The sequence below is a fragment of the Paenibacillus sp. Y5S-9 genome (assembly GCF_036894235.1).
Lineage (GTDB): Bacteria > Bacillota > Bacilli > Paenibacillales > Paenibacillaceae > Paenibacillus.
Genome location: NZ_CP145887.1, coordinates 1532921 through 1551804, shown reverse-complemented (window position 1 = coordinate 1551804; position 18884 = coordinate 1532921). Strand labels below are relative to the sequence as shown.

The window sequence follows — 18884 nt, the reverse complement described above, 5'->3', positions numbered from 1 at the left end:
CGGCAGTGCTTTTTTTGTATTCATACGATCTTACATTATTGAAAGATTCGTGAAAGATAGATACATAGGAGTTACAACTAACATTGATTATACTTTAAACCAACAAGATGCTGACAATGAATATAAAATAAATGGAGGGGTTACAAATGGATCTAATACAGATTATAGGCAGAATATTGCCTATCTTAGCTATTGCATTGGCTGCGGGAGTTGTTGTAATCGGTATTACTTATTCCGTATATATTGCATACAAAAAAAGAGGGGGTAAACGAAGCATAACCCGCAGGCAATTTATAGCGTCATTTTTGCTCTTGGGTTGGTTTGTCATTGTCATGACTTTAACCACACTTAGCAGAGGAGCTAATTATGAGGGTTGGATCAATTTAGAGCTATTCAGTGGCTATATAAACGCATGGAATCAATGGTCCTTGAGCGAATTCCAGCTCATCATTTTTAACATGTTGATGTTCGCACCATTCGGTTTCATACTTCCGCATATCGGAATGAAAACGCGTCACGTTAAGCGCGTGCTACTCATATCGCTGTTGGTAACGTTGGGTATAGAAATTTTACAAATGAGCACCGGCAGGGGAATATTTGAACTTGATGATATTCTACATAATACACTAGGTAGTATGGCAGGATATTTGTTGATGAGAGCGATCCTCGACAGTGTTGAGCAAAGAAAGATCACCTTAAGGTCACTATGGAAGGCACTCTGCATCCCACTAGTTTTTACGATGCTTTTTTCTAGTGCTTTTATCATTTATCACAAGAAAGAACTTGGTAATCTCTCCATACGTCCAGCTATTTCTCAAAATATGAATCAAGTCGAAATCACGCTTAACACAAGGTTACCGGATGAGGCCGAGAAAGTGTCTCTTTATCGCAGTAGTGAAATTCACAACCTGGAATATGCCAAGCGAGTTGCCTCTCTAATGAAGGATTATTTTGAATTACATCAGAAAGGTAGCATATCTATTGATGGATACAACCGAATTTGGACTTTTCTTGACAATACGGGAACAGAATATACCTTTAATTATGACGTCAGTACAGGCACATGGTGGCTGGCATCTAATATCGAAGCAAGCACTCCTGTAGAGCCGGAAGATTTAATCAAACAAGGACAAGAGTATGGCCGTTGGTTGACTCAGAATGACTTATTGCCTAAGAAAGCGATATTCAGCACGCAAAATGGAGACACGGTTCGATGGGATATCGAAAAAACAGTTACAGATATCGCGAAGGGTGACAGCGATTATGATACCGGACTAATTATGATTGTCCCATCAGCAGAACCTATGATTCCTCAGAATTTATTGTACTCTATGAATAAAAATATTTATGTGCGAGTGGTTGATATTATCAGTCCGGCTGAGGCATACGAAGAAATTCCCAAGGGAAACTTTTCGATCTATAACAACTTAAAAAAAGGGTACAAACTACATGTGAACAAGTATGAACTGACTTACACCTATGATTCGAAAGGTTATTATCAGCCAGTTTATCGATTTGAAGGAGAGATCAATGGAGAGCATTGGGATGCCTTGATCCCAGCAGTAATGAATTGATTTCAGCTTCTGCCTGCCTTGATGAAGCATACCATCCTGAAATGCTTGACAAACATTGGCTTTTTTTTGGTGAGTGGTACGTAGTAGAGTTTGAAGTTTTTCATGAGAACATTATAATAAATGAGGTGCTCGAACGATGAAATTATTTTGATTACGAGGTGAGAATTTGCAATATCTGTTTACCGCTCTCTTCATTCTTGGTTTCATTGCTTTCTTGGGATTTCTTGTTCTGATGATCTTATCTATGCGCAAAGGTAATAGGTTGCCGATCAAATACATTTTTTTTACAACGGCCTGTTTTGCCATTGCTTCAATTGGGTTGTATGGCATGCTGACTTTATCTTCGAACTCTTCTCAGTCTGGAGAAGATCAGCCCCCTTCATCTCAGATCGAACTTTCTGGTCTTCATATGACTACCGATGAATTCCAAAACAAGTTTAATGGTGCCGTGGGCAAATACCGACTGAATGGTTTGAGTATTACCCGCTTGGATATACAAGACTCTTCGGAGCAAGGCAGTGGTGCTTTCGAGTATGTATTTAATGACGAATTGCGTTTGGGTGGTGTATTGAATGCGGATGAGAGCGTACAGGAAATCAAGTTATATGGAACTGGTGATACGAGCGAACCAATGGGTGGAATTTTTTTGACCGCTATCGCTACACTCATTCTCACAACCAACAGCGAGTACACGTATAACGATGCACAAGATGTCATCCAGGATATCGGTCTATTGGGTCGTGATGTGAATCAGTCTGATTTTAATGGAGCGACAGTTCGAAATGGATTGGAATATCGCTTCAACATTCAAGATCATGATCACTCTACTTTTGAAATAACTGTTGCGAAATAAGATGCGATTGTGCAAAAAGGCCGCTCCATGAAGGAACGGCCTAAGGTGTGATATGTACTGTGTACTATAGAAATGATTGAGTAATTTACTTGTAATCTCCTCTTTTTAGAGTTTAAAGATTCCTAATATCAAAGTAACTACGATACAAAAAAGCGATACGGGGTACAATATCCATTTACTGATCCTGTCTTTGAACGTGATCATCAAACAAATAATGCATATCCACGCAATTAATAGTTGCCACCAAACCAATGATGAACACCTCCCGAATGCGAGATTCACTCAAAAGTTACAGTCTCGCTTTGATTGTTCCAACTCATTTTAAAGGTAATCGGGTCTTTCGTTTTCTCCGCCTCAGTAGCCGTTCCCGACATACTGAACGGTACCCCTTGTTCCTCAAGCGCTTTCCCCTGTTGTTTTATATTATTGCCGGTAAGGTCAAACACAAAATCTTTTATACGCTTTTCATCACCGATGTAGATGATACTATAGATCCCTGTTGACCTCTGAAGAGACACATCCCAGTTATCGCTTTTTCCATGTAGCCTATCATCCGCACCACAAGCTGAGACAATAGATAAAAGTAATATAGTACAAAGAATGATTGGCATTTTAAATAATTTCATAAAACCCCTCCTTTTAGGAATATACCCAAAAATGTGAGTTATGATATTTGCTAATCATGCCGAGCATCTGCTCTACTACAATGTGTCTTTCCTTTGAATCACATGACTAACGATCTTCTGAGCATCGTATTTAACCCATCCCAACAGTGCTGAACCCCGACATGTTTGCCAAGGTAACCCTACAAAGTACAGTCCAGCAACCGGTGATACGCCTCTCTCGTGTATAATTACACCTTGGGCATCAAAAGCAGTATTGATATCGATCCAACTATCATTTCGCTTAAACCCAGTCGCCCAGATAATATTGTCTATTGTTGTCTCACTACCATCCTCATATAGGATGCGGTCATCTATTGCATTAATAGCACGTGGGCGCATGTTAACTTTCCCTTGGATCATCAACTCTTTTAACTCGTAACCATAGACGTACTCTGGCTGATTTCGCAACCATTTTCCAACCATACGATCTGCACTTGCACGTAATACGCCGAGCTTTTCAAAATACCAGAATATACTTCGTTTCATGATATGCAAAGGCCTAAAGGTAATAGCTCGAGCTATAGATATGTATACGGTTTGTTTATCATCTGATGTTAACTCTACGGCGATTTGGGCACCTGAATTTCCTCCGCCCACAACTACTGTTGTTCCAGGGATCAATTGAGAGATATTTTTATATTCTGATGAGTGAAGCTGAACCACATTCTCGGATAATGCTTTCGCAAAATGAGGAACATTTTTGGTCTGGAAAGGCCCCGTGGCAACGATAATATTGCGCGCTTCAATCGTTCCATCATTGGTTTCAGCATAGTACACCTCATCTTGCTTCGAGAGACGGGAGATTTTACAGTTTAACTTTATTGGAAGCTCCATTTGTTTAGCATAGTTTTCAAAATAATCTGCAATTTCATCTTTGCTTGGCAGGCTATTTTCATTTCCACTAAGCGGCATTCCCGGCAACCCATCATACATTCGTGGGGTAAAAAGACGCAAGGAATCGTACCGTTTACGCCAAGATTCCCCGATAGATGAGGCAGCATCAACGATTAAAAAGGTTAACCCCGACTGTTGAAGATAGTAACCTGCTGCCAAGCCTGCTTGCCCAGCTCCTATAACCAATACATCGTACATATGTATCATCTCCAATATCGTCTACATATTAATATATGAGTACTTATTCATGTGTTTATTTTACTTAACAACTATCTGTTTAGCAATAGAAAAACATCACTACTTCCTTTTACAAGATCAGCCATTAAAAAGACTCCCTCACGGGAGCCTTTTAATCATTTCAGTGCAAGTTTCTTATACCTTCTCATGTATGCTACGTGCTAAGTATGATAGGTTGGTTGAATTCTACCTGGTGTATCTATCGATGTCATCGTTCGCAGACTGATGCTCTCTTCTATGATAATCTTCATGCTGACGAACGTCGTTCTTTAATTTCGCTAAGAAACCCCACCCCATAAAGGCAAGTATAAGCACAGTAATCAGTGCATAAGCAAAGCTATATAGATTCATAAAAAAGTTGATAAATATTGCAGCGAGCATCAAGCCCAGAATCCATAATGTCCACTTTGTACCCTTTCTCAAATCATTTCCTCCTCAAGTCGTTACTGATAAGCTCTCTATGTATCACAGTACATACGAAACCATAGGAACGAGGTTTCAATCTCAGGGCTTCAAATCTAATTATATAAAAAAAGACTCCCTCTCGAGAGCCTTTCATCTAATCGGCATTACAAAGGTTTTTTACACCTCTATTACATCATGCCGCCCATGTCAGGCATTCCGCCACCAGCACCTGCTGGTTCTGGTTTGTCAGCAATAACTGCTTCAGTAGTCAGGAACATTGCCACTACGGAAGCAGCGTTTTGCAATGCATAACGAGTTACTTTCGCAGGGTCAACGATACCAGCTTCGATCATGTTAACCCACTCGCCAGTTGCAGCGTTGAAGCCTACCCCTACTTACAGAAATGTTAAGCTGAATTGTCACTCTTACTATATTAAATTGATATACAATGACCACTTCTTTTATAATGGCTTACTCGTTCCGATTATTGGTATAGTTTAAATCCTGACTGATGAACAAATTCTCTTATACAGGAAATAGTTTTTCTAGACAAGGCATTTAATTTGGACAAATACCCGTCATACCTTTCCATTGCTTCTAGACTGGCATTTGATAAATCTATATTTAAATCAGGATAAAGGTATTTCCTGCCATCTCTTGAACCCACACCTCTTCTAGTAAAGAAATGTGTAACCAAAAATAAGTTGTATGTTTTTAACTGTTCAATCAATTCTTCAAATAGCTCTTGTAGCCCTTCAGTATAAAATCTGCTCGAAGGTATTTCTGAAAAGATAATGAAGTCTTCAATATCTTGTCTTACTTCTGACTGATAAGCACAATAATTGTCTATAATTTCAATATTCTCGATAAAAGATCCACTCTCAATTTTAAAGATAACCTTTTCTAATAAACTCTCGTCCTTCTCAAGCAACTTAGGACTAATTGTATAGACATTGTTCTCCTTTTCAATCTGTTGCGCCCTGACCCAACCTTTAAAATTGTATTCAGTTTCATCTCTATCAATAAGTTCCTTAAGTACGAGTGTTACTTCTGTAGAAATTTGGTCAATATTTGTCACTGATTTATACAGATTTTCCGAAACTAATTCTCTAAATTCCTGATACTTTTCAGTTTGCGGTTTGTCAACTTCGCTCTCATATATTTTTTGCTCGTGGTTCTCATACTTCTTACGCGCTAAAAACTTATCGTCTAAAATAATAGCAAATACAGGAATATTGTGTTTCAATGCGAATTCGTATTCTAGTTGAGTATAACTCTTCCCACTATCAGGTTCTACACTCCCATATTTCCCTCCAAAAATAAGCATAAGAGTGTCAGATTCTTTAATCCAACCTTCTATTACTGCCCACTGACTTTTACTAGCAGCTGTGAATAATTCCATTCCCGCAGGAATATGACGAGCCCTTAGCACTGCTTCAACTGCTTTTTGACGTTCCTCTTTCAAATCCAAATATGTTGAAGATATAAATACTTGTAACTTCTTTTCCATACAAACAATCTCCTTAGCGCATAATAAGATTTTATGATTCAGAACTTCCTTTATATTATCATTCACACTCTGTGGGATGGAGTTCACATTCTACTCTACAGCTTTGACGATAAAGCTTCAACACAAAGTAGGTTTAAAGTGAAGCAGACACTCCCTCACCACATAAAAGTGGACTTGGAAAGCTTCTTTATGTTTCAAATGTTTTTGCTAACCCGCCTTTAAATAGAGGTTATTAGCTTGTCAGAGTTCTCTATAGCAGTAGGAAACAGGATCAGATCCTTACATGAGCAGTGTGGTTGGACACAAGAACAACTGGCAGAGAAAGCAAACCTACATTATAGTTATCTTTCGTCATTGGAACGCGGAGGACGCAACATGTCCTTAGAAAGTCTGGGAAAGATTATCGAAGCGCTAGAAATTAATCCAATGCAAATATTAAACTTCGCTGACACGTTGGTTCTTGAAGGAGAAACTAACAAACAGGATACAATAACGGCGATAAACAATCAGTTAGAGTTATGCAATGATGATGAAGTCAAAATGGTATATCGCGTACTGAACGATATAATCCAAACTTTCAAAAAGAATGGATAAAGCACATGGTCGTTTGACTATGTGCTTTCCTTTTTAGCCTCGATATTTGCATTCTCCCAACAGCCAATCAACCTCAGTAGCAGACAGCTCACGATGCGCTCTAGTTGGATCAAATATCGTTTTCAATTCTGACTGCCTCCCACTGGTCACATGATTCCAATCTATATTTAATGAAGGAAGGTTGTCTACAACATGTTTATCAAAGGGCAGTGGAAACGTAAGGATTCTGGAATGTTCTCGACTTCCTAAAATCACAATTTTAAAGTTTGAACTCCTCACTCGTCATTGTTTGAAATTTGCATCTATTAACAAGTCCAAAGTATGAGTCATCCGTTTGTTTCCCCAGATACAAAACACAATATGTACACATAAAATACGAATTGACATACTACATATAGTATTATAATATGTAATTATGCAGTATATACCATTTTCAGATTGGAGTTGAACTCATGGCTAAGTCTAGCGCTAGAAAAGTAACATCATCTTCTGTAGCTACTAAAGCATCTAAGGCATTAAGAAGCAAGTCCACTAGTAAATTGACAAAATCTCTTGCCGCAAGTGCACTCTCTCAATCCTCACCTAAGCGAAGTCGTTAATCCCCCTCAACTAGATTCTACTTTTAGGAAATGATAAGTAATCTTCATTTCCAACATCTCCTCATTTCAGAGGAGGAACATAAGAAACTAACTTTAAAGGAGCCATATTTGAATGGAAATTAGCACAACAAAAACTGATTTAACGTTTTCTGAGCTAGAGCCACGGCTTCATGACATTACTGACAAGTTACCATTTAGCAAGCCATTTCAAGTGGAATCTTACTGGAGAATGCCGAATACGGCAGGTATAATTGTCTCAATAAACCAAGATGGAAAGTTCTTCGTTTCTCATAGCTATGACATGAGAAAAAGATTACTACAATTGCCAAAAGAAATGAACACCAAGAAAATAGTACATTGCATGTATGCTAAGTTGGAAGGTCTCGACGAACGTTTATCTGCAAGAAATGCTCTGAAAGTACAGATAAAACTTAACCAATATAAACAGAATAACTCTACACCTGTTGTTCAATAAGTCATCGACGGGAAACTATTTAATCGAAAGAAACCCGTTGAGTTCAAATCCCAGCATGTTTGGTATATAATTGCAAATAGAGAGGTAATACGGTACGCCAACCGTCTCTCTGCACAGTTTCTTATTGAGTAGGGATTCCCATCTCCGTTTAATATCTTGTAGAGATAGAAATAACCCACACTTAGGCGCTAACCAGTGAGTGGGTTATTTCTTCTTCTTATCTACATACGTTAGTACCGCAATCAGAATGTTGCTCCCAACATACAAACTCAGCTTATTGAGTTTACTGAATTACGAATACGATTAATGTCACTTGCAAGAATGCTGTCTCCAGCAATTTTACTACTTGGAATTGCCGTTGTTGGACTCATAGTATTAATGATACTAATTACATCATTATAGTAGGTCGCCTTAAAATCAGCGCCTTGAACAGCTCTAGTAAATGTATAATTCGATATCCCCTTATACAACCTGAATTCATTCACCTTCGACGTTAATCTATTCCACTCCGCAGCAGTAATATTGAAGTCTGATCCTGCATTTTTGGCAGTGTCCCATTCAAAATTTGCTGGTCTTGCCTTCTTTGTCCTCACAGCTGATGTCCCTATTGTAGAACTCTGTCCTGCTGTATCCACTGCTTTGATCCCCAGCGTATAATTCGTATCTGCTTGCAAGGATGCAAAGGTGTAATACCCACTCGAACTATAACTCGTCCCTGTTTGAACACCATTGACATAAATAGTACATAGCCTACACCATAATCATCTGACGCTGAGTAATACATCTGAACAGTGTTTACGCCCGTGTTGGATACAGACCAAGATAAGATGCTTGGAGCATAATCATACGCTGTAGTGGCTCCGTACTGTCTCATAATCGATGTGTTCCCACTGGTATCGAAAGCCTTCACCCCAAGAGAATATCTAGTACCAGGATTCAGTCCTGTAAATGTATATCCAACACTTGAACCATACATAGAGCCATCATATACTCCTTCTCGATAGAAGTAGAACCCACTCACTCCCCTGTTGTCTGATGCCGATGCATACATTGGAATTGAGTTTCTAGATGCACTACCATTCATGAACCAATTATTGATTGTTGGTGGCGTTGTATCAGGCGCTACAGTAGTCCTCTGACCTGTTGATGCGCTCCCAAGAACATTCCTATTCGAGTCATAGAACGTGACGCTCAGACTGTAGTACGTGTTCTCTGATAGCCCTGAGTACGTCCAGTATTTTGTTGTCGATTCTACTGGGCTACTAAGTGCTTCAAGTCCTGAGTTTCCTACTCCATTCTTGAAAAACCTAAAGTATTTCGCTAGTCCACCACCAGTTTGGAAACTAGCAGAAACCGAAATATAGTTGTAACTTGCACTATTTGCATTTATGTTTACTATTGCCATTGTGCTTACTCTTCTCCTTTTATTATATTCACATAATTAATTGTATGTTGTTTATGAATCCAGTCGATACGTATAGTATCCTTTTCATCTATGTAGACTCTAATTTTGGTAACGCTATCATCTAGGTGAGAATAAGACTATTATGTTGCTCATCGTGGATCGTGGTTACCGGAAAAGGAAGTTCCATAATTGCTGGTGTGCCCCACTATCATTGCTTTGCAGTTATCAAAACAGCTATTGATGCGGCTTCAACGATCCATATTATCTACTGCGTTTCTCATCTCCTCATCAGTTAAGTGCGTGTATATCATCGTTGTTTGAATAGATGAATGCCCCAGTTGGTTCTTGAGTCTAGGTACATCGTTGTTTTCAAGGTGATAATGTGTTGCAAAGGAGTGTCTGAGAGAATGAACTGTTAACGAAGGCTTTCCAAAGGCAGAACACTCTTCATTATTGAACCTTTGCCCATTTGATAGATTTACTTTTAGCATGTTTCTTGTTAGTTCTAAATCAGAAACTTCATTGATCCTTTGAATCGCATTCTTAGCGCTAGAACACTCCAAAAGAATCAGTTTCTCTGAAGCCTTTAACACAACGATAGCTACACATTCTATAGATGAACGCTCTCTCATTCTCGAAGATGTATTGATTGAATACCCTTGCACCTCAAAATTTTCTAAAGTATAGCCAAGATCATGGTCTATTCTGCCCAGAGTAGGTCTATGTTCTAGCTTAAAGCCATTTGCAATGTACAACTCGCAACATCTAAACCATTCTATCAGGAAATTCTCTTTAAGCTATCAAAGCTTCAGCCATCTCACTAGAGTTATTGAATCCATGTTCCTTCCCAAAATACGTTTTTTTACTCTTGTCCTTTACTCTGAAAATTGAATTCCTGCACGAATTCAAAAGCAATACTAGCGTTAACATCAAATCATTAGATGTTAACGTAAGCTTGTCTTGTTGAAGCTGGATGGATTTTAGCTTCTCTTTACAAAAGGCTTAGTTTTTCTTCGTCCAATGTGATCCCTTCGCCTTCTTGAGATGTATCTCTTTACTACTGATATGTCTCTTTTTTGTACACTTCAATACATTTTCTCCTTTTCTATATGTTATCATTTATATTTGTAAGCACTTTCATATTAAGGCACCATCATTCCTTTAGTTGTGAAAAATGCTGAGGGCGTTTCCTTCCAAAGAATTATACAAGTTACTTTACTTTTTTTTACAGTCATACTGCTTAAAATATGTAAACTGGAAAATAAGCTAATTATTAAATATGGAAAGTTATTTTAACGGCAACTTGCAATCATTTTTCACAAAATAACATAACAAGGCGCAAAATGGTTAATCCTAACCCATACGTCTTGTGCAATTATTCCCTCTCACCTATTAACTTACTCTTCGAGTCCTAACAACGTTTTTGTTTATGTTTTCATCCTTTTTTCGTCTAAACATGCATTTAAAAATATACATTGTTTTTTCATTTCAGAATATATATCCTTATATTTACAATACAAATAAAGAAAAAAGGAGCTGTGAACATTGGAAACAATAACTCAACAAAAAGGCATATTTTTTAGGGCTAATAGACCTCACGAACGCATCAAAGGAAGTTTTAGTTTTTCTCAAGAGAGTGGAGGAGTTTTAGAAATTGAAGGATGCTTTCCTCAGTCCGAAGAGTATCAATCTGATTTTTTCGTTATTATCGGTGAATTAAGAGATGGTACACTAGTAACGTTGATGGATTGTTTTCTACTGAGCTTTAATCCATTTCAACTTGAGAATAGCACGAGCAAATATTATTCTAATTTAATTATTAAAGGATGCCACTTTAATTCTAAGGAAGAAGTAAAAATAGATACTCTAGAAGTTGAGTATTCAAACTTAAATGATTGGATTATGAGACATGGATTTAGATTTGAAACCAACTTTGATGAAAAGTCTATTGTTATTAATTACATATTACCTAAGCCTATAGAAGTTCTTAAAACCGAAAAATATTGTCTATCCCTCACTTTTAAGGCAACACCACCTACTCAATACATTGTACAAAGTGAAGTCAGTATGGTTCAAAAAACTGCCTTTCTTATAGAATCAGAATCCTTAAAGTTAGAAGAGTATCTTTTGCTTAGCCATGATATTGAGAACTTTTTTACGCTCTCAATGATCACGAAACAGAAATTAGCTTTCCCTACTAAAATGACTGGTATAAGTAATGGCAAACAAATTCAACTTTATTTTAAACTTTCAAGTAAAGATGATAGAGAAATTAGCTCTTATGATATGCTCTTCACTTATCCAGATGTAAAAGATATGTTTGGTCAGTTAATATTAAATTGGCTTGAAAAAGGTGAAATCATAAAACCTGTATCTAGTCTATTCTTAGAACTTGTACAAAGACCTCAACTCATCCCTGAAAAGAAATTTCTAAATATAATCAATGCCTTAGAAGTATTTCATAGACGAACTAGAGAAGGTACAGAATTCCCAAAAGAAGATCATAGAAAACGCTTAGATTCAATTTACGAAACTCTTAATGGTAACGAGCATCTAGAATGGTTAAAAAGCAAACTTCATTTTAGTAATGAAATATCTTTAAAAAAACGAATCCATCAATTACTGACTGGTTTCCCATTAATTGAAGAGTATTTAGGAGAAGGAAAAGATATTTTTGTTAAGAAAGTAGTTAATACGCGAAATTTTTATACTCATTATGATATTAATTCAGAGAAAAAAGCTTTAAAAAGAATGGATTTGCATAACGTAACACAAGAACTTAAAATACTTACATTAGCTTGCCTACTACATGAAATTGGCTTTGATGAGGAAACAGTTAATACTCAAATAATTAAATATTCTAGAAGTATAGGTATCATATTGAAGAATGAAGACAATTCATTAAAAGAACTTTCAGATTACTTGTCAGACTCACCTGAATAATTGTTTCTACACCAAAAAAATAAAAGCGGGTATGTATTTCATAACAGATGAATGAAAACATTCACTTGAAAAATGTTAAAATGGCGTACTGCTTGTAGCCTCAAGGGGACTTATCTTAAGGCTACAAGCATATTTACTCAATTTAGATATTCAAATTATTCAATGGATTGAACTTATCATTTTGTTCCCTAAGCTCATTTCCCCACATAGCCACATATTTCATCGTTACGGATATATTTTGATGTCTCATTAACTTTTGAATGGCAAATGCACTCATCCCTGACATAGCAAGTCTATGACAGAAAGTATGTCTGTATGTATGCGGTGACACTCGGACATTCGGAAAATTCATCCTTTGACGAAGATATTTAAACACAAGCATTAATGCATTCTCTGTAAGCTTAGTATAATCACGTTTTGTGAAGACGTACTCACTCTCTCTGCCCCAATGCTATTTACAATAGGTCTTATACGCCAAGAATTCCTTTGTAAGCTTGTTCGTGAGTGGCAACGTCTCTCTTCTTCTAGTCTTCCCAAAGACGGGTATCGCTTGGTTCTCAAAATCGATATCTGACCACTTTAATCCAATTAACTCTCCACGCCTAATCCCCGTACCGAGTATGGTTACTATAATCATGTAGTCACGATAAGCACAGTAGCTTTTCTCTCTCCGCTTAATTTCTTCGATAAAAGTTCAACATTTGATTGATCTGCTCGTCACTAAACACCTCAACTTTTACATCTTCTTTGAGTAACTTAATCTTCTTGGCTGGGCTGGCTTTAACAACTTCACATTCAACCATATAGTTAAAAAATGCTCTTAGTTCTCATCAGTTTTGTGTTGATTGTCCCTGCGTTGTTACCTTTGTCTTGGCATTTCAATAAATAACTTCGAATGGTTGAAGACGTAATATCCTCTACATTCATAATCTGATTCTCATTGCAGTAATCAAAAAATTCGCCTAGCATAGTCTGATAATTACGGATGTTTACTTTTGTTGTATTTTTAAACTTACGATCATCCAAGAAATCCTGAAAAGTAAACTTTAGCAACACAAAAACCACTCCTTAATAGAAATTAAGAAGTGGTCATTGGTTCAATTATAATTTGTAACAGTGACTGCTTCACAAACCCTCAATCAAATTGACCAAAAATTCACTCTGCCAGGCAAATGATGCTTTAAAGGTTTTTACACCTTTGTTACATCATGCCGCCCATTCCACCCATACCGCCCATATCAGGCATTCCGCCACCAGCACCTGCTGGTTCTGGTTTGTCAGCGATAACTGCTTCAGTAGTCAAGAACATTGCTGCTACGGAAGCCGCGTTTTGCAATGCATAACGAGTTACTTTCGCAGGGTCAACGATACCAGCTTCGATCATGTTAACCCACTCGCCAGTTGCAGCGTTGAAGCCGATTCCTGTTTGTTCTTTTTTCAGACGTTCCACGATTACGGAACCTTCTTCGCCAGCGTTAGCTGCGATTGTGCGGATTGGTGCTTCCAGAGCACGCAGGACGATGTTTACGCCTGTTTGCTCGTCACCGGACAGAGCTACAGCCGCAACCGCGCTATATACGTTCATGAGCGCTGTACCACCACCGGATACGATACCTTCTTCAACCGCAGCGCGAGTTGCGTTCAGGGCATCTTCGATGCGAAGTTTGCGTTCTTTCAATTCTGTTTCAGTAGCCGCACCAACTTTGATTACTGCTACACCGCCGGACAATTTAGCCAGACGCTCTTGCAGTTTCTCTTTGTCGAACTCGGAAGTTGTTTCTTCCAGTTGTGTACGGATTTGGCTAACACGTGCATCGATATCGGATTTGTTACCAGCACCGTCAACGATGATTGTGTTTTCTTTTGTTACGCGGATTTGACGAGCTGTACCCAGTTGTTCCACAACAGCGGATTTCAGGTCCAGACCCAGTTCTTCCGTGATCAATTGGCCACCAGTGAGGGCAGCGATGTCTTGCAGCATTGCTTTACGACGGTCACCGAATCCTGGAGCTTTAACAGCTACAGCATTGAATGTACCACGCAATTTGTTCACAACCAGCATAGCCAGTGCTTCGCCTTCGATATCTTCAGCGATCAATACCAGCGGTTTGCCTTGTTGAACGATTTTCTCAAGCAATGGCAAGATATCTTGCGTGCTGGAGATTTTTTTGTCAGTGATCAAGATGTACGGATTGTCCAAAACAGCTTCCATTTTGTCCGTATCAGTGATCATGTAAGGAGAGATGTATCCACGGTCGAATTGCATACCTTCAACCACTTCAAGCTCTGTAGCGAATCCTTTGGATTCTTCTACTGTGATTACGCCATCTTTACCTACTTTTTCCATAGCTTCAGCGATCAATTCGCCTACTTCTTCGTCAGCTGCAGAGATTGCTGCAACTTGTGCGATGGATTGTTTGGAATCGATTGGTTTGGAGATGGATTGCAATTCAGCAACCGCAGCTTTAACCGCTTTGTCGATCCCTTTACGGATACCGATTGGGCTAGCGCCTGCAGTTACGTTTTTCAGACCTTCTGTGATCAGCGCTTGTGCCAATACAGTTGCTGTTGTAGTACCGTCACCGGCAACATCGTTCGTTTTCGTTGCTACTTCTTTAACCAGTTGTGCACCCATGTTCTCGAATGCATCTTCCAGTTCGATTTCTTTAGCAATGGTTACACCATCGTTAGTGATGAGCGGGCTTCCGAATTTTTTCTCCAGAACCACGTTGCGGCCTTTAGGACCGAGTGTTACTTTTACTGCATTAGCCAATGCGTCCACACCACGAAGCATGGAGCGACGAGCGTCTTCACTGAATTTAATGTCTTTAGCCATGTTAAGAAAACCTCCCTAGTTTTTGTTGGAAAATGGTCGTGCTATATGGTTCGGTTATCCGATTAAATTTGAATTAGTCGAGAATCGCGTGAATATCGCTCTCTTTCATAATCAAATATTCTTTACCTTCGAATTTGATTTCTGTACCGGCATATTTGGAGAAAATAACGCGATCTCCTTCTTTCACTTCCAGAGCTACACGTACGCCGTCTTTCAATACTCCAGCACCAACTGCAATGATTCTACCCTCTTGCGGTTTTTCTTTGGCGGAGTCCGGGAGTACGATCCCGAAAGAAGTTGTTTGCTCTTGCTCCAGTGGTTCTACCAATACGCGTTCACCTAAAGGTCTGATCATGAAAAATAGCCTCCTTTTGAAATTATATAACGTTACATTGTAGGTTGTAGCCATATGTATTAGCACTCGACAGTGTTCAGTGCTAACAACCAACTTTATGATACTCAACTTGAAGCATGATTTCAAGTCCTTTTGACGAATTCCTGCGAGAATTTACGTTGAATTTACACGAACATAACCAAATTACACCCGCTGCGCCTGGTTATATGTTGCAATTCACTAATCTTATTCTACGAAATTGTTTAGCCCTTCTGCAACGTTAGCGGACAGTCCCTTCCCCATTGTATCCATTGTTGAACATAATATGCCTGCTTGTCCTGTCGTGTTGGTCGGCAGTCTACAGAAATAGCCCGGATAAGAACATACCGTCTTCTCCGGGCACATTACAGCTTATCCTCATTCAGCCCACATGTTTCTTATCCTCGGCACGAACGTAGCGGGATTCGATCTCTTCATCGGCTGCAAGCTGCTTGCGATATACGATTGCGGATAATAACACACTGATCTCATATAACAGGAGCAAAGGAATCATCACCAGCAGATCAGATATAAAGTCTGGAGGTGTAATGACCACTGCAATGAAGATCAGAACAAAATAAGCAACTCTGCGCATCTTGCGAAGACGAATTGGATTCAGAATCCGCAGTCCTGTCAGAAACATAATAAGTAAAGGAAGTTCAAATAACAGGGACACAGGCAGCACAATGCCAAACAGGAAGCTGAAATACTGCTTCATCCCGTAGGTCTCCACAAGTCCCATCTTCTCCGTTATCGCTGTTGTGAAGGCGAGTGCCATCGGAAAAATAACATAATACGAGAAAGCCATACCTGTCAGAAATAAAAGAAACACATAGGGCACATACTTCAGCGTTGCTTTTCGCTCACGCGGTTTCAGCCCTGGGCTAACAAACTTCCAGATCTGATACACCGTAAACGGCAGCGTAATAATAAGTGAAAACAAACCGGCAATCTTCATGTAGATGCCAATCCCGTCCCAGAACGAGAAGGCATGTAACACAAAACCTTTTGCCGACTCTGCCTTGGTCAGATATTGGTATACCGGGTCCGCCACAAAAAATCCTGCAATCAGTCCCAGCACAAAAATACTTAATACGTAGATCAGCCGCTTCCGCAGCTCACTCAGATGTTCCGTAATCGACATTTCTTCCATTTGCTGCGTCATGCCTGCCCCCCATTATTGCCAGCTTAAAATACAAAACCCTTCCGGCAGGAAGGGATTTCTCTTTCATTGCCGTCAAGATTATTCCGGCAGGCGTTTATCAGCAGGCTTGTCTGCAGGTGTGCTCTCAGCCGCCAGCGGTTTCGCCTTCTCCTGCTCTTTGCGATTGGACGAGTCATCCTCAGAGATAATCTCGCGAGCGCCCTCTTTGAATTCACGGAAGGTACGCCCAACTGCACGTCCCAGTTCCGGAAGTTTGTTGGGTCCAAACAACAACAATGCAATCACGGCCAGCAAAATAAAACCCGTTGGTCCAATGGAACTAAACATTGATATTCCTCCTCGTCTCAAGCTTCGAAGATGCGCATACTCGGCCAGATGTTCATAGATGTCTCTGCTGCGTTCTTAATTTAAGCCCATCATACCATAGATGTAACCACTTACATAACCCGCAAAATTCACAAATAAGAGATGTCACTAGAACAATCTAACAACAGTCATGGCGAATCGGATATCTTGCCCAGAGTCCATGCTCGATTATTGCTTGAACTGACCCGTAACCATCAGCAGCGCTTCCGGAAGCTGATCCATAATGGCAGCCAGATGTTCGTGCACACCCTTTGGTGTACCTGGCAGATTAACAATCAGCGTGCGTCCACGAATGCCACATACCCCACGGAACAGCATTGCAGAACGGTTTTTGCTCATTACACTGTACCGCATGGCCTCTGCCATCCCGGGAACTTCCCGCTCAATTACGCGCCGGGTCGCTTCCGGAGTAATATCACGAATGGCCAGCTCCGTGCCACCGGTAGTCAGCACCAGATCGGCGTGAAAATAATCCGTCATCTCAATCAAAGCCGCAATAATCTCATCGGGTTCATCCGGAACGATACGGTACTCCACGATTTGACCACCCAGCTCTTCTTCCACCAGCTCCCGAATGACTTGTGCACTCGTATCCTCACGTTCCCCGCGGGCTCCTTTGTCACTGGCTGTCAGGATTGCTGTTCTCCACACCATAAAGATCACCCTTCTCCTCTATGAAAATAAATATTGCCTATCGGCTGTAATCACCGTTTTTGCCACCACTCTTGGAATTCAGCATGGTTGGACCGATAATCATATCTTTTTGCATGGCCTTGCACATGTCATAGACCGTCAGTGCTGCAGCTGAGGCAGCCGTGAGCGCCTCCATCTCAACACCCGTTTTGCCTTCGGTTTTGACAGTAACTTCAATGTGTAATTCATCCACTCCGTTATCATGAAAACGAATATCCACACCCGTCAGTGCCAGCGGATGGCACATCGGAATCCAGTCCGACGTTTTCTTCGCGCCTTGAATCCCGGCAATCTGAGCCACAGCCAGAACATCACCTTTGCCGATTCGGCCCTCCCGAATCGCTTCCAGTGTATCTGGATTCATCGTCACTTTGGTTACGGCCACAGCCGTACGTACGGTAATTTCCTTACCCGAAATATCAACCATCCGGGCCCGCCCCTGTTCATTAAAATGGGTCAGTTTGCCACCGGAAGCCTGGCCGTTGTTCACTTCTGAACTCAATCACATCACAACCCTTTATTCGATATGTAATATACCTTCGGTTGTTATCAACAGATCAATCCGCAGATCGAGCAGGTCCATCGGGATCTCCTCTTGTAGCTGACCCGGCAATACCATCGCAGCCATCAACGGTTTCTTACCCGTCATCGCACATGTTGCTGCAAGCGTCTCGGCAAAACGATCATAATAACCGCCACCATAACCAATACGCCCTCCATGAAGATCATAACCAAGCCCAGGTACCAGAATGAGATCGATATCCGGCCAATCTTCAGGCGTCAGGACTTCACAGGAATCCTTGGGTTCCGGTATCCCCCATATGCCTGGCTCCAGATCACGTTCTCCGGTCACTCGCCGTAGCTCCATTCGGGGTGGATTCGCCAATACTTTTGGTGCAAGCATCACATCTCCATGTTTCCAGCCCTCTTGAAACAGAAAAGCTGTAGATGCTTCGCTTCCATAGGACAAATAACTGAATATAACGAGTGGTCTGTTCACGACCTTACTCTTGGCCTGTCTAAGGCGCTCCAGCTCCCGCTTCACTCCAGCGTTAATCTTAGTCATTGCCTGCTGACGCATGCTTGCATCCATCAAATCACGGCTCTGTCTGAGTCTGGATCGAAGCTGACTTTTCAGTTCCGCATGATCCTGCATATCCTTGAATAACCTCCTGTTGATAGGGAAGGTAGAAAAAAGCTCTCATTAAAAACAATTTATATGTTATGACCAGTTGTCATCTTGTTGAAATGGTTAAAATGATTCATTTTCTGCAAAATCCTCATGTAATAACATGCC

General features: G+C 40.1%; 19 protein-coding genes and 3 pseudogenes. 5 read left to right on the top strand and 17 right to left on the bottom strand.

The window, feature by feature from the left end:
* Positions 1 to 146 precede the first annotated feature (146 nt).
* The gene (locus V6669_RS06805) at positions 147 to 1574 is read left to right on the top strand and encodes a VanZ family protein (RefSeq protein WP_338592070.1); all 1428 of its coding nucleotides are present in this window, start codon (positions 147 to 149) and stop codon (positions 1572 to 1574) included.
* Positions 1575 to 1740: 166 nt separating this feature from the next.
* Positions 1741 to 2427 (top strand): hypothetical protein, encoded by a 687-nt coding sequence (locus tag V6669_RS06800; RefSeq protein WP_338592068.1) that lies wholly within the window; start codon positions 1741 to 1743, stop codon positions 2425 to 2427.
* Positions 2428 to 2705: 278 nt separating this feature from the next.
* Here V6669_RS06800 and V6669_RS06795 read toward each other — a convergent pair whose 3' ends face one another.
* The 5 genes and pseudogenes from V6669_RS06795 to V6669_RS06775 all read right to left on the bottom strand — a co-directional run bounded on the left by V6669_RS06795 (position 2706) and on the right by V6669_RS06775 (position 6138).
* On the bottom strand, positions 2706 to 3053 hold the full coding sequence (locus V6669_RS06795; RefSeq protein WP_338592066.1) for a hypothetical protein: 348 nt from the start codon (positions 3051 to 3053) through the stop codon (positions 2706 to 2708).
* A gap of 75 nt (positions 3054 to 3128) precedes the next feature.
* Complete coding sequence (locus tag V6669_RS06790; protein ID WP_338592064.1) at positions 3129 to 4193, bottom strand: NAD(P)/FAD-dependent oxidoreductase; 1065 nt, start codon at positions 4191 to 4193, stop codon at positions 3129 to 3131.
* A gap of 216 nt (positions 4194 to 4409) precedes the next feature.
* A complete protein-coding gene (locus V6669_RS06785; protein ID WP_017690072.1) occupies positions 4410 to 4646 on the bottom strand; it encodes a hypothetical protein in 237 nt (78 codons plus the stop codon).
* Positions 4647 to 4816: 170 nt separating this feature from the next.
* Positions 4817 to 5023, bottom strand: a pseudogene (locus tag V6669_RS06780) (TCP-1/cpn60 chaperonin family protein); the annotation flags it as partial.
* An 89-nt stretch (positions 5024 to 5112) separates the two neighbouring features.
* Positions 5113 to 6138 (bottom strand): DUF4062 domain-containing protein, encoded by a 1026-nt coding sequence (locus tag V6669_RS06775; RefSeq protein ID WP_338592059.1) that lies wholly within the window; start codon positions 6136 to 6138, stop codon positions 5113 to 5115.
* 237 nt (positions 6139 to 6375) lie between these two features.
* Between V6669_RS06775 and V6669_RS06770 the strand changes: the two genes are divergently transcribed.
* Together V6669_RS06770 and V6669_RS06765 are read left to right on the top strand one after the other, a co-directional pair.
* A complete protein-coding gene (locus tag V6669_RS06770) occupies positions 6376 to 6732 on the top strand; it encodes a helix-turn-helix transcriptional regulator (RefSeq protein ID WP_338592057.1) in 357 nt (118 codons plus the stop codon).
* A 711-nt stretch (positions 6733 to 7443) separates the two neighbouring features.
* Positions 7444 to 7806 carry a hypothetical protein gene (locus V6669_RS06765; protein WP_338592054.1) on the top strand — a complete coding sequence of 121 codons (363 nt, stop codon included), beginning with the start codon at positions 7444 to 7446 and terminating at the stop codon, positions 7804 to 7806.
* A 269-nt stretch (positions 7807 to 8075) separates the two neighbouring features.
* On the opposite strand, the gene V6669_RS06760 is transcribed toward V6669_RS06765, so the two are convergent.
* The 3 genes and pseudogenes from V6669_RS06760 to V6669_RS06750 form a co-directional block, all read right to left on the bottom strand.
* Positions 8076 to 8441, bottom strand: a complete 366-nt coding sequence (locus V6669_RS06760; protein ID WP_338592052.1) for a hypothetical protein — start codon at positions 8439 to 8441, stop codon at positions 8076 to 8078.
* Positions 8411 to 9211: a hypothetical protein gene (locus V6669_RS06755; protein WP_338592050.1), complete on the bottom strand. Its 801-nt coding sequence runs from the start codon at positions 9209 to 9211 to the stop codon at positions 8411 to 8413. Before V6669_RS06755 ends, V6669_RS06760 begins: the two co-directional genes overlap by 31 nt.
* 248 nt (positions 9212 to 9459) lie before the next feature.
* Positions 9460 to 9651: pseudogene (locus tag V6669_RS06750) on the bottom strand (tyrosine-type recombinase/integrase); the annotation flags it as partial.
* A gap of 1105 nt (positions 9652 to 10756) precedes the next feature.
* Between V6669_RS06750 and V6669_RS06745 the strand changes: the two are divergent.
* Positions 10757 to 12154: a HEPN domain-containing protein gene (locus V6669_RS06745; RefSeq protein ID WP_338592047.1), complete on the top strand. Its 1398-nt coding sequence runs from the start codon at positions 10757 to 10759 to the stop codon at positions 12152 to 12154.
* Between the two features lie 142 nt (positions 12155 to 12296).
* On the opposite strand, the pseudogene V6669_RS06740 reads toward V6669_RS06745, so the two are convergent.
* The 9 genes and pseudogenes from V6669_RS06740 to V6669_RS06700 all read right to left on the bottom strand — a co-directional run bounded on the left by V6669_RS06740 (position 12297) and on the right by V6669_RS06700 (position 18743).
* A pseudogene (locus tag V6669_RS06740) lies at positions 12297 to 12791 on the bottom strand (site-specific integrase).
* Positions 12792 to 12961: 170 nt separating this feature from the next.
* Positions 12962 to 13210 carry a site-specific integrase gene (locus tag V6669_RS06735; protein WP_338592045.1) on the bottom strand — a complete coding sequence of 83 codons (249 nt, stop codon included), beginning with the start codon at positions 13208 to 13210 and terminating at the stop codon, positions 12962 to 12964.
* 145 nt (positions 13211 to 13355) lie between these two features.
* The gene (groL, locus tag V6669_RS06730) at positions 13356 to 14990 is read right to left on the bottom strand and encodes a chaperonin GroEL (RefSeq protein ID WP_036611259.1); all 1635 of its coding nucleotides are present in this window, start codon (positions 14988 to 14990) and stop codon (positions 13356 to 13358) included.
* 73 nt (positions 14991 to 15063) lie between these two features.
* A complete protein-coding gene (gene groES, locus V6669_RS06725; RefSeq protein ID WP_017690077.1) occupies positions 15064 to 15345 on the bottom strand; it encodes a co-chaperone GroES in 282 nt (93 codons plus the stop codon).
* A gap of 400 nt (positions 15346 to 15745) precedes the next feature.
* Positions 15746 to 16528, bottom strand: coding sequence for a twin-arginine translocase subunit TatC (gene tatC / locus V6669_RS06720; RefSeq protein WP_192133095.1), 783 nt, complete (start codon positions 16526 to 16528; stop codon positions 15746 to 15748).
* A gap of 78 nt (positions 16529 to 16606) precedes the next feature.
* Complete coding sequence (gene tatA / locus V6669_RS06715; RefSeq protein ID WP_036668966.1) at positions 16607 to 16855, bottom strand: twin-arginine translocase TatA/TatE family subunit; 249 nt, start codon at positions 16853 to 16855, stop codon at positions 16607 to 16609.
* Positions 16856 to 17062: 207 nt separating this feature from the next.
* Positions 17063 to 17548 (bottom strand): MogA/MoaB family molybdenum cofactor biosynthesis protein, encoded by a 486-nt coding sequence (locus V6669_RS06710; RefSeq protein WP_017690080.1) that lies wholly within the window; start codon positions 17546 to 17548, stop codon positions 17063 to 17065.
* A 37-nt stretch (positions 17549 to 17585) separates the two neighbouring features.
* Entirely contained in the window at positions 17586 to 18089 is a 504-nt protein-coding gene (moaC, locus tag V6669_RS06705; protein ID WP_223869015.1) for a cyclic pyranopterin monophosphate synthase MoaC, read from the bottom strand.
* 15 nt (positions 18090 to 18104) lie between these two features.
* Positions 18105 to 18743, bottom strand: a complete 639-nt coding sequence (locus V6669_RS06700; RefSeq protein ID WP_338592026.1) for a 5-formyltetrahydrofolate cyclo-ligase — start codon at positions 18741 to 18743, stop codon at positions 18105 to 18107.
* Between the last annotated feature and the right edge of the window lie 141 nt (positions 18744 to 18884).

Excerpts from the sequence above, each read along its gene's own strand:
- V6669_RS06790 (WP_338592064.1), bottom strand. The coding sequence starts at position 4,193 with ATGATACATATGTACGATGTATTGGTTATAGGAGCTGGGCAAGCAGGC.
- V6669_RS06700 (WP_338592026.1), bottom strand. The coding sequence starts at position 18,743 with ATGCAGGATCATGCGGAACTGAAAAGTCAGCTTCGATCCAGACTCAGA.
- V6669_RS06805 (WP_338592070.1), top strand. The coding sequence starts at position 147 with ATGGATCTAATACAGATTATAGGCAGAATATTGCCTATCTTAGCTATT.
- V6669_RS06795 (WP_338592066.1), bottom strand. The coding sequence starts at position 3,053 with ATGAAATTATTTAAAATGCCAATCATTCTTTGTACTATATTACTTTTA.
- V6669_RS06775 (WP_338592059.1), bottom strand. The coding sequence starts at position 6,138 with ATGGAAAAGAAGTTACAAGTATTTATATCTTCAACATATTTGGATTTG.
- V6669_RS06710 (WP_017690080.1), bottom strand. The coding sequence starts at position 17,548 with ATGGTGTGGAGAACAGCAATCCTGACAGCCAGTGACAAAGGAGCCCGC.
- groES (WP_017690077.1), bottom strand. The coding sequence starts at position 15,345 with ATGATCAGACCTTTAGGTGAACGCGTATTGGTAGAACCACTGGAGCAA.
- tatC (WP_192133095.1), bottom strand. The coding sequence starts at position 16,528 with ATGACGCAGCAAATGGAAGAAATGTCGATTACGGAACATCTGAGTGAG.
- V6669_RS06755 (WP_338592050.1), bottom strand. The coding sequence starts at position 9,211 with ATGGCAATAGTAAACATAAATGCAAATAGTGCAAGTTACAACTATATT.
- groL (WP_036611259.1), bottom strand. The coding sequence starts at position 14,990 with ATGGCTAAAGACATTAAATTCAGTGAAGACGCTCGTCGCTCCATGCTT.
- tatA (WP_036668966.1), bottom strand. The coding sequence starts at position 16,855 with ATGTTTAGTTCCATTGGACCAACGGGTTTTATTTTGCTGGCCGTGATT.
- V6669_RS06765 (WP_338592054.1), top strand. The coding sequence starts at position 7,444 with ATGGAAATTAGCACAACAAAAACTGATTTAACGTTTTCTGAGCTAGAG.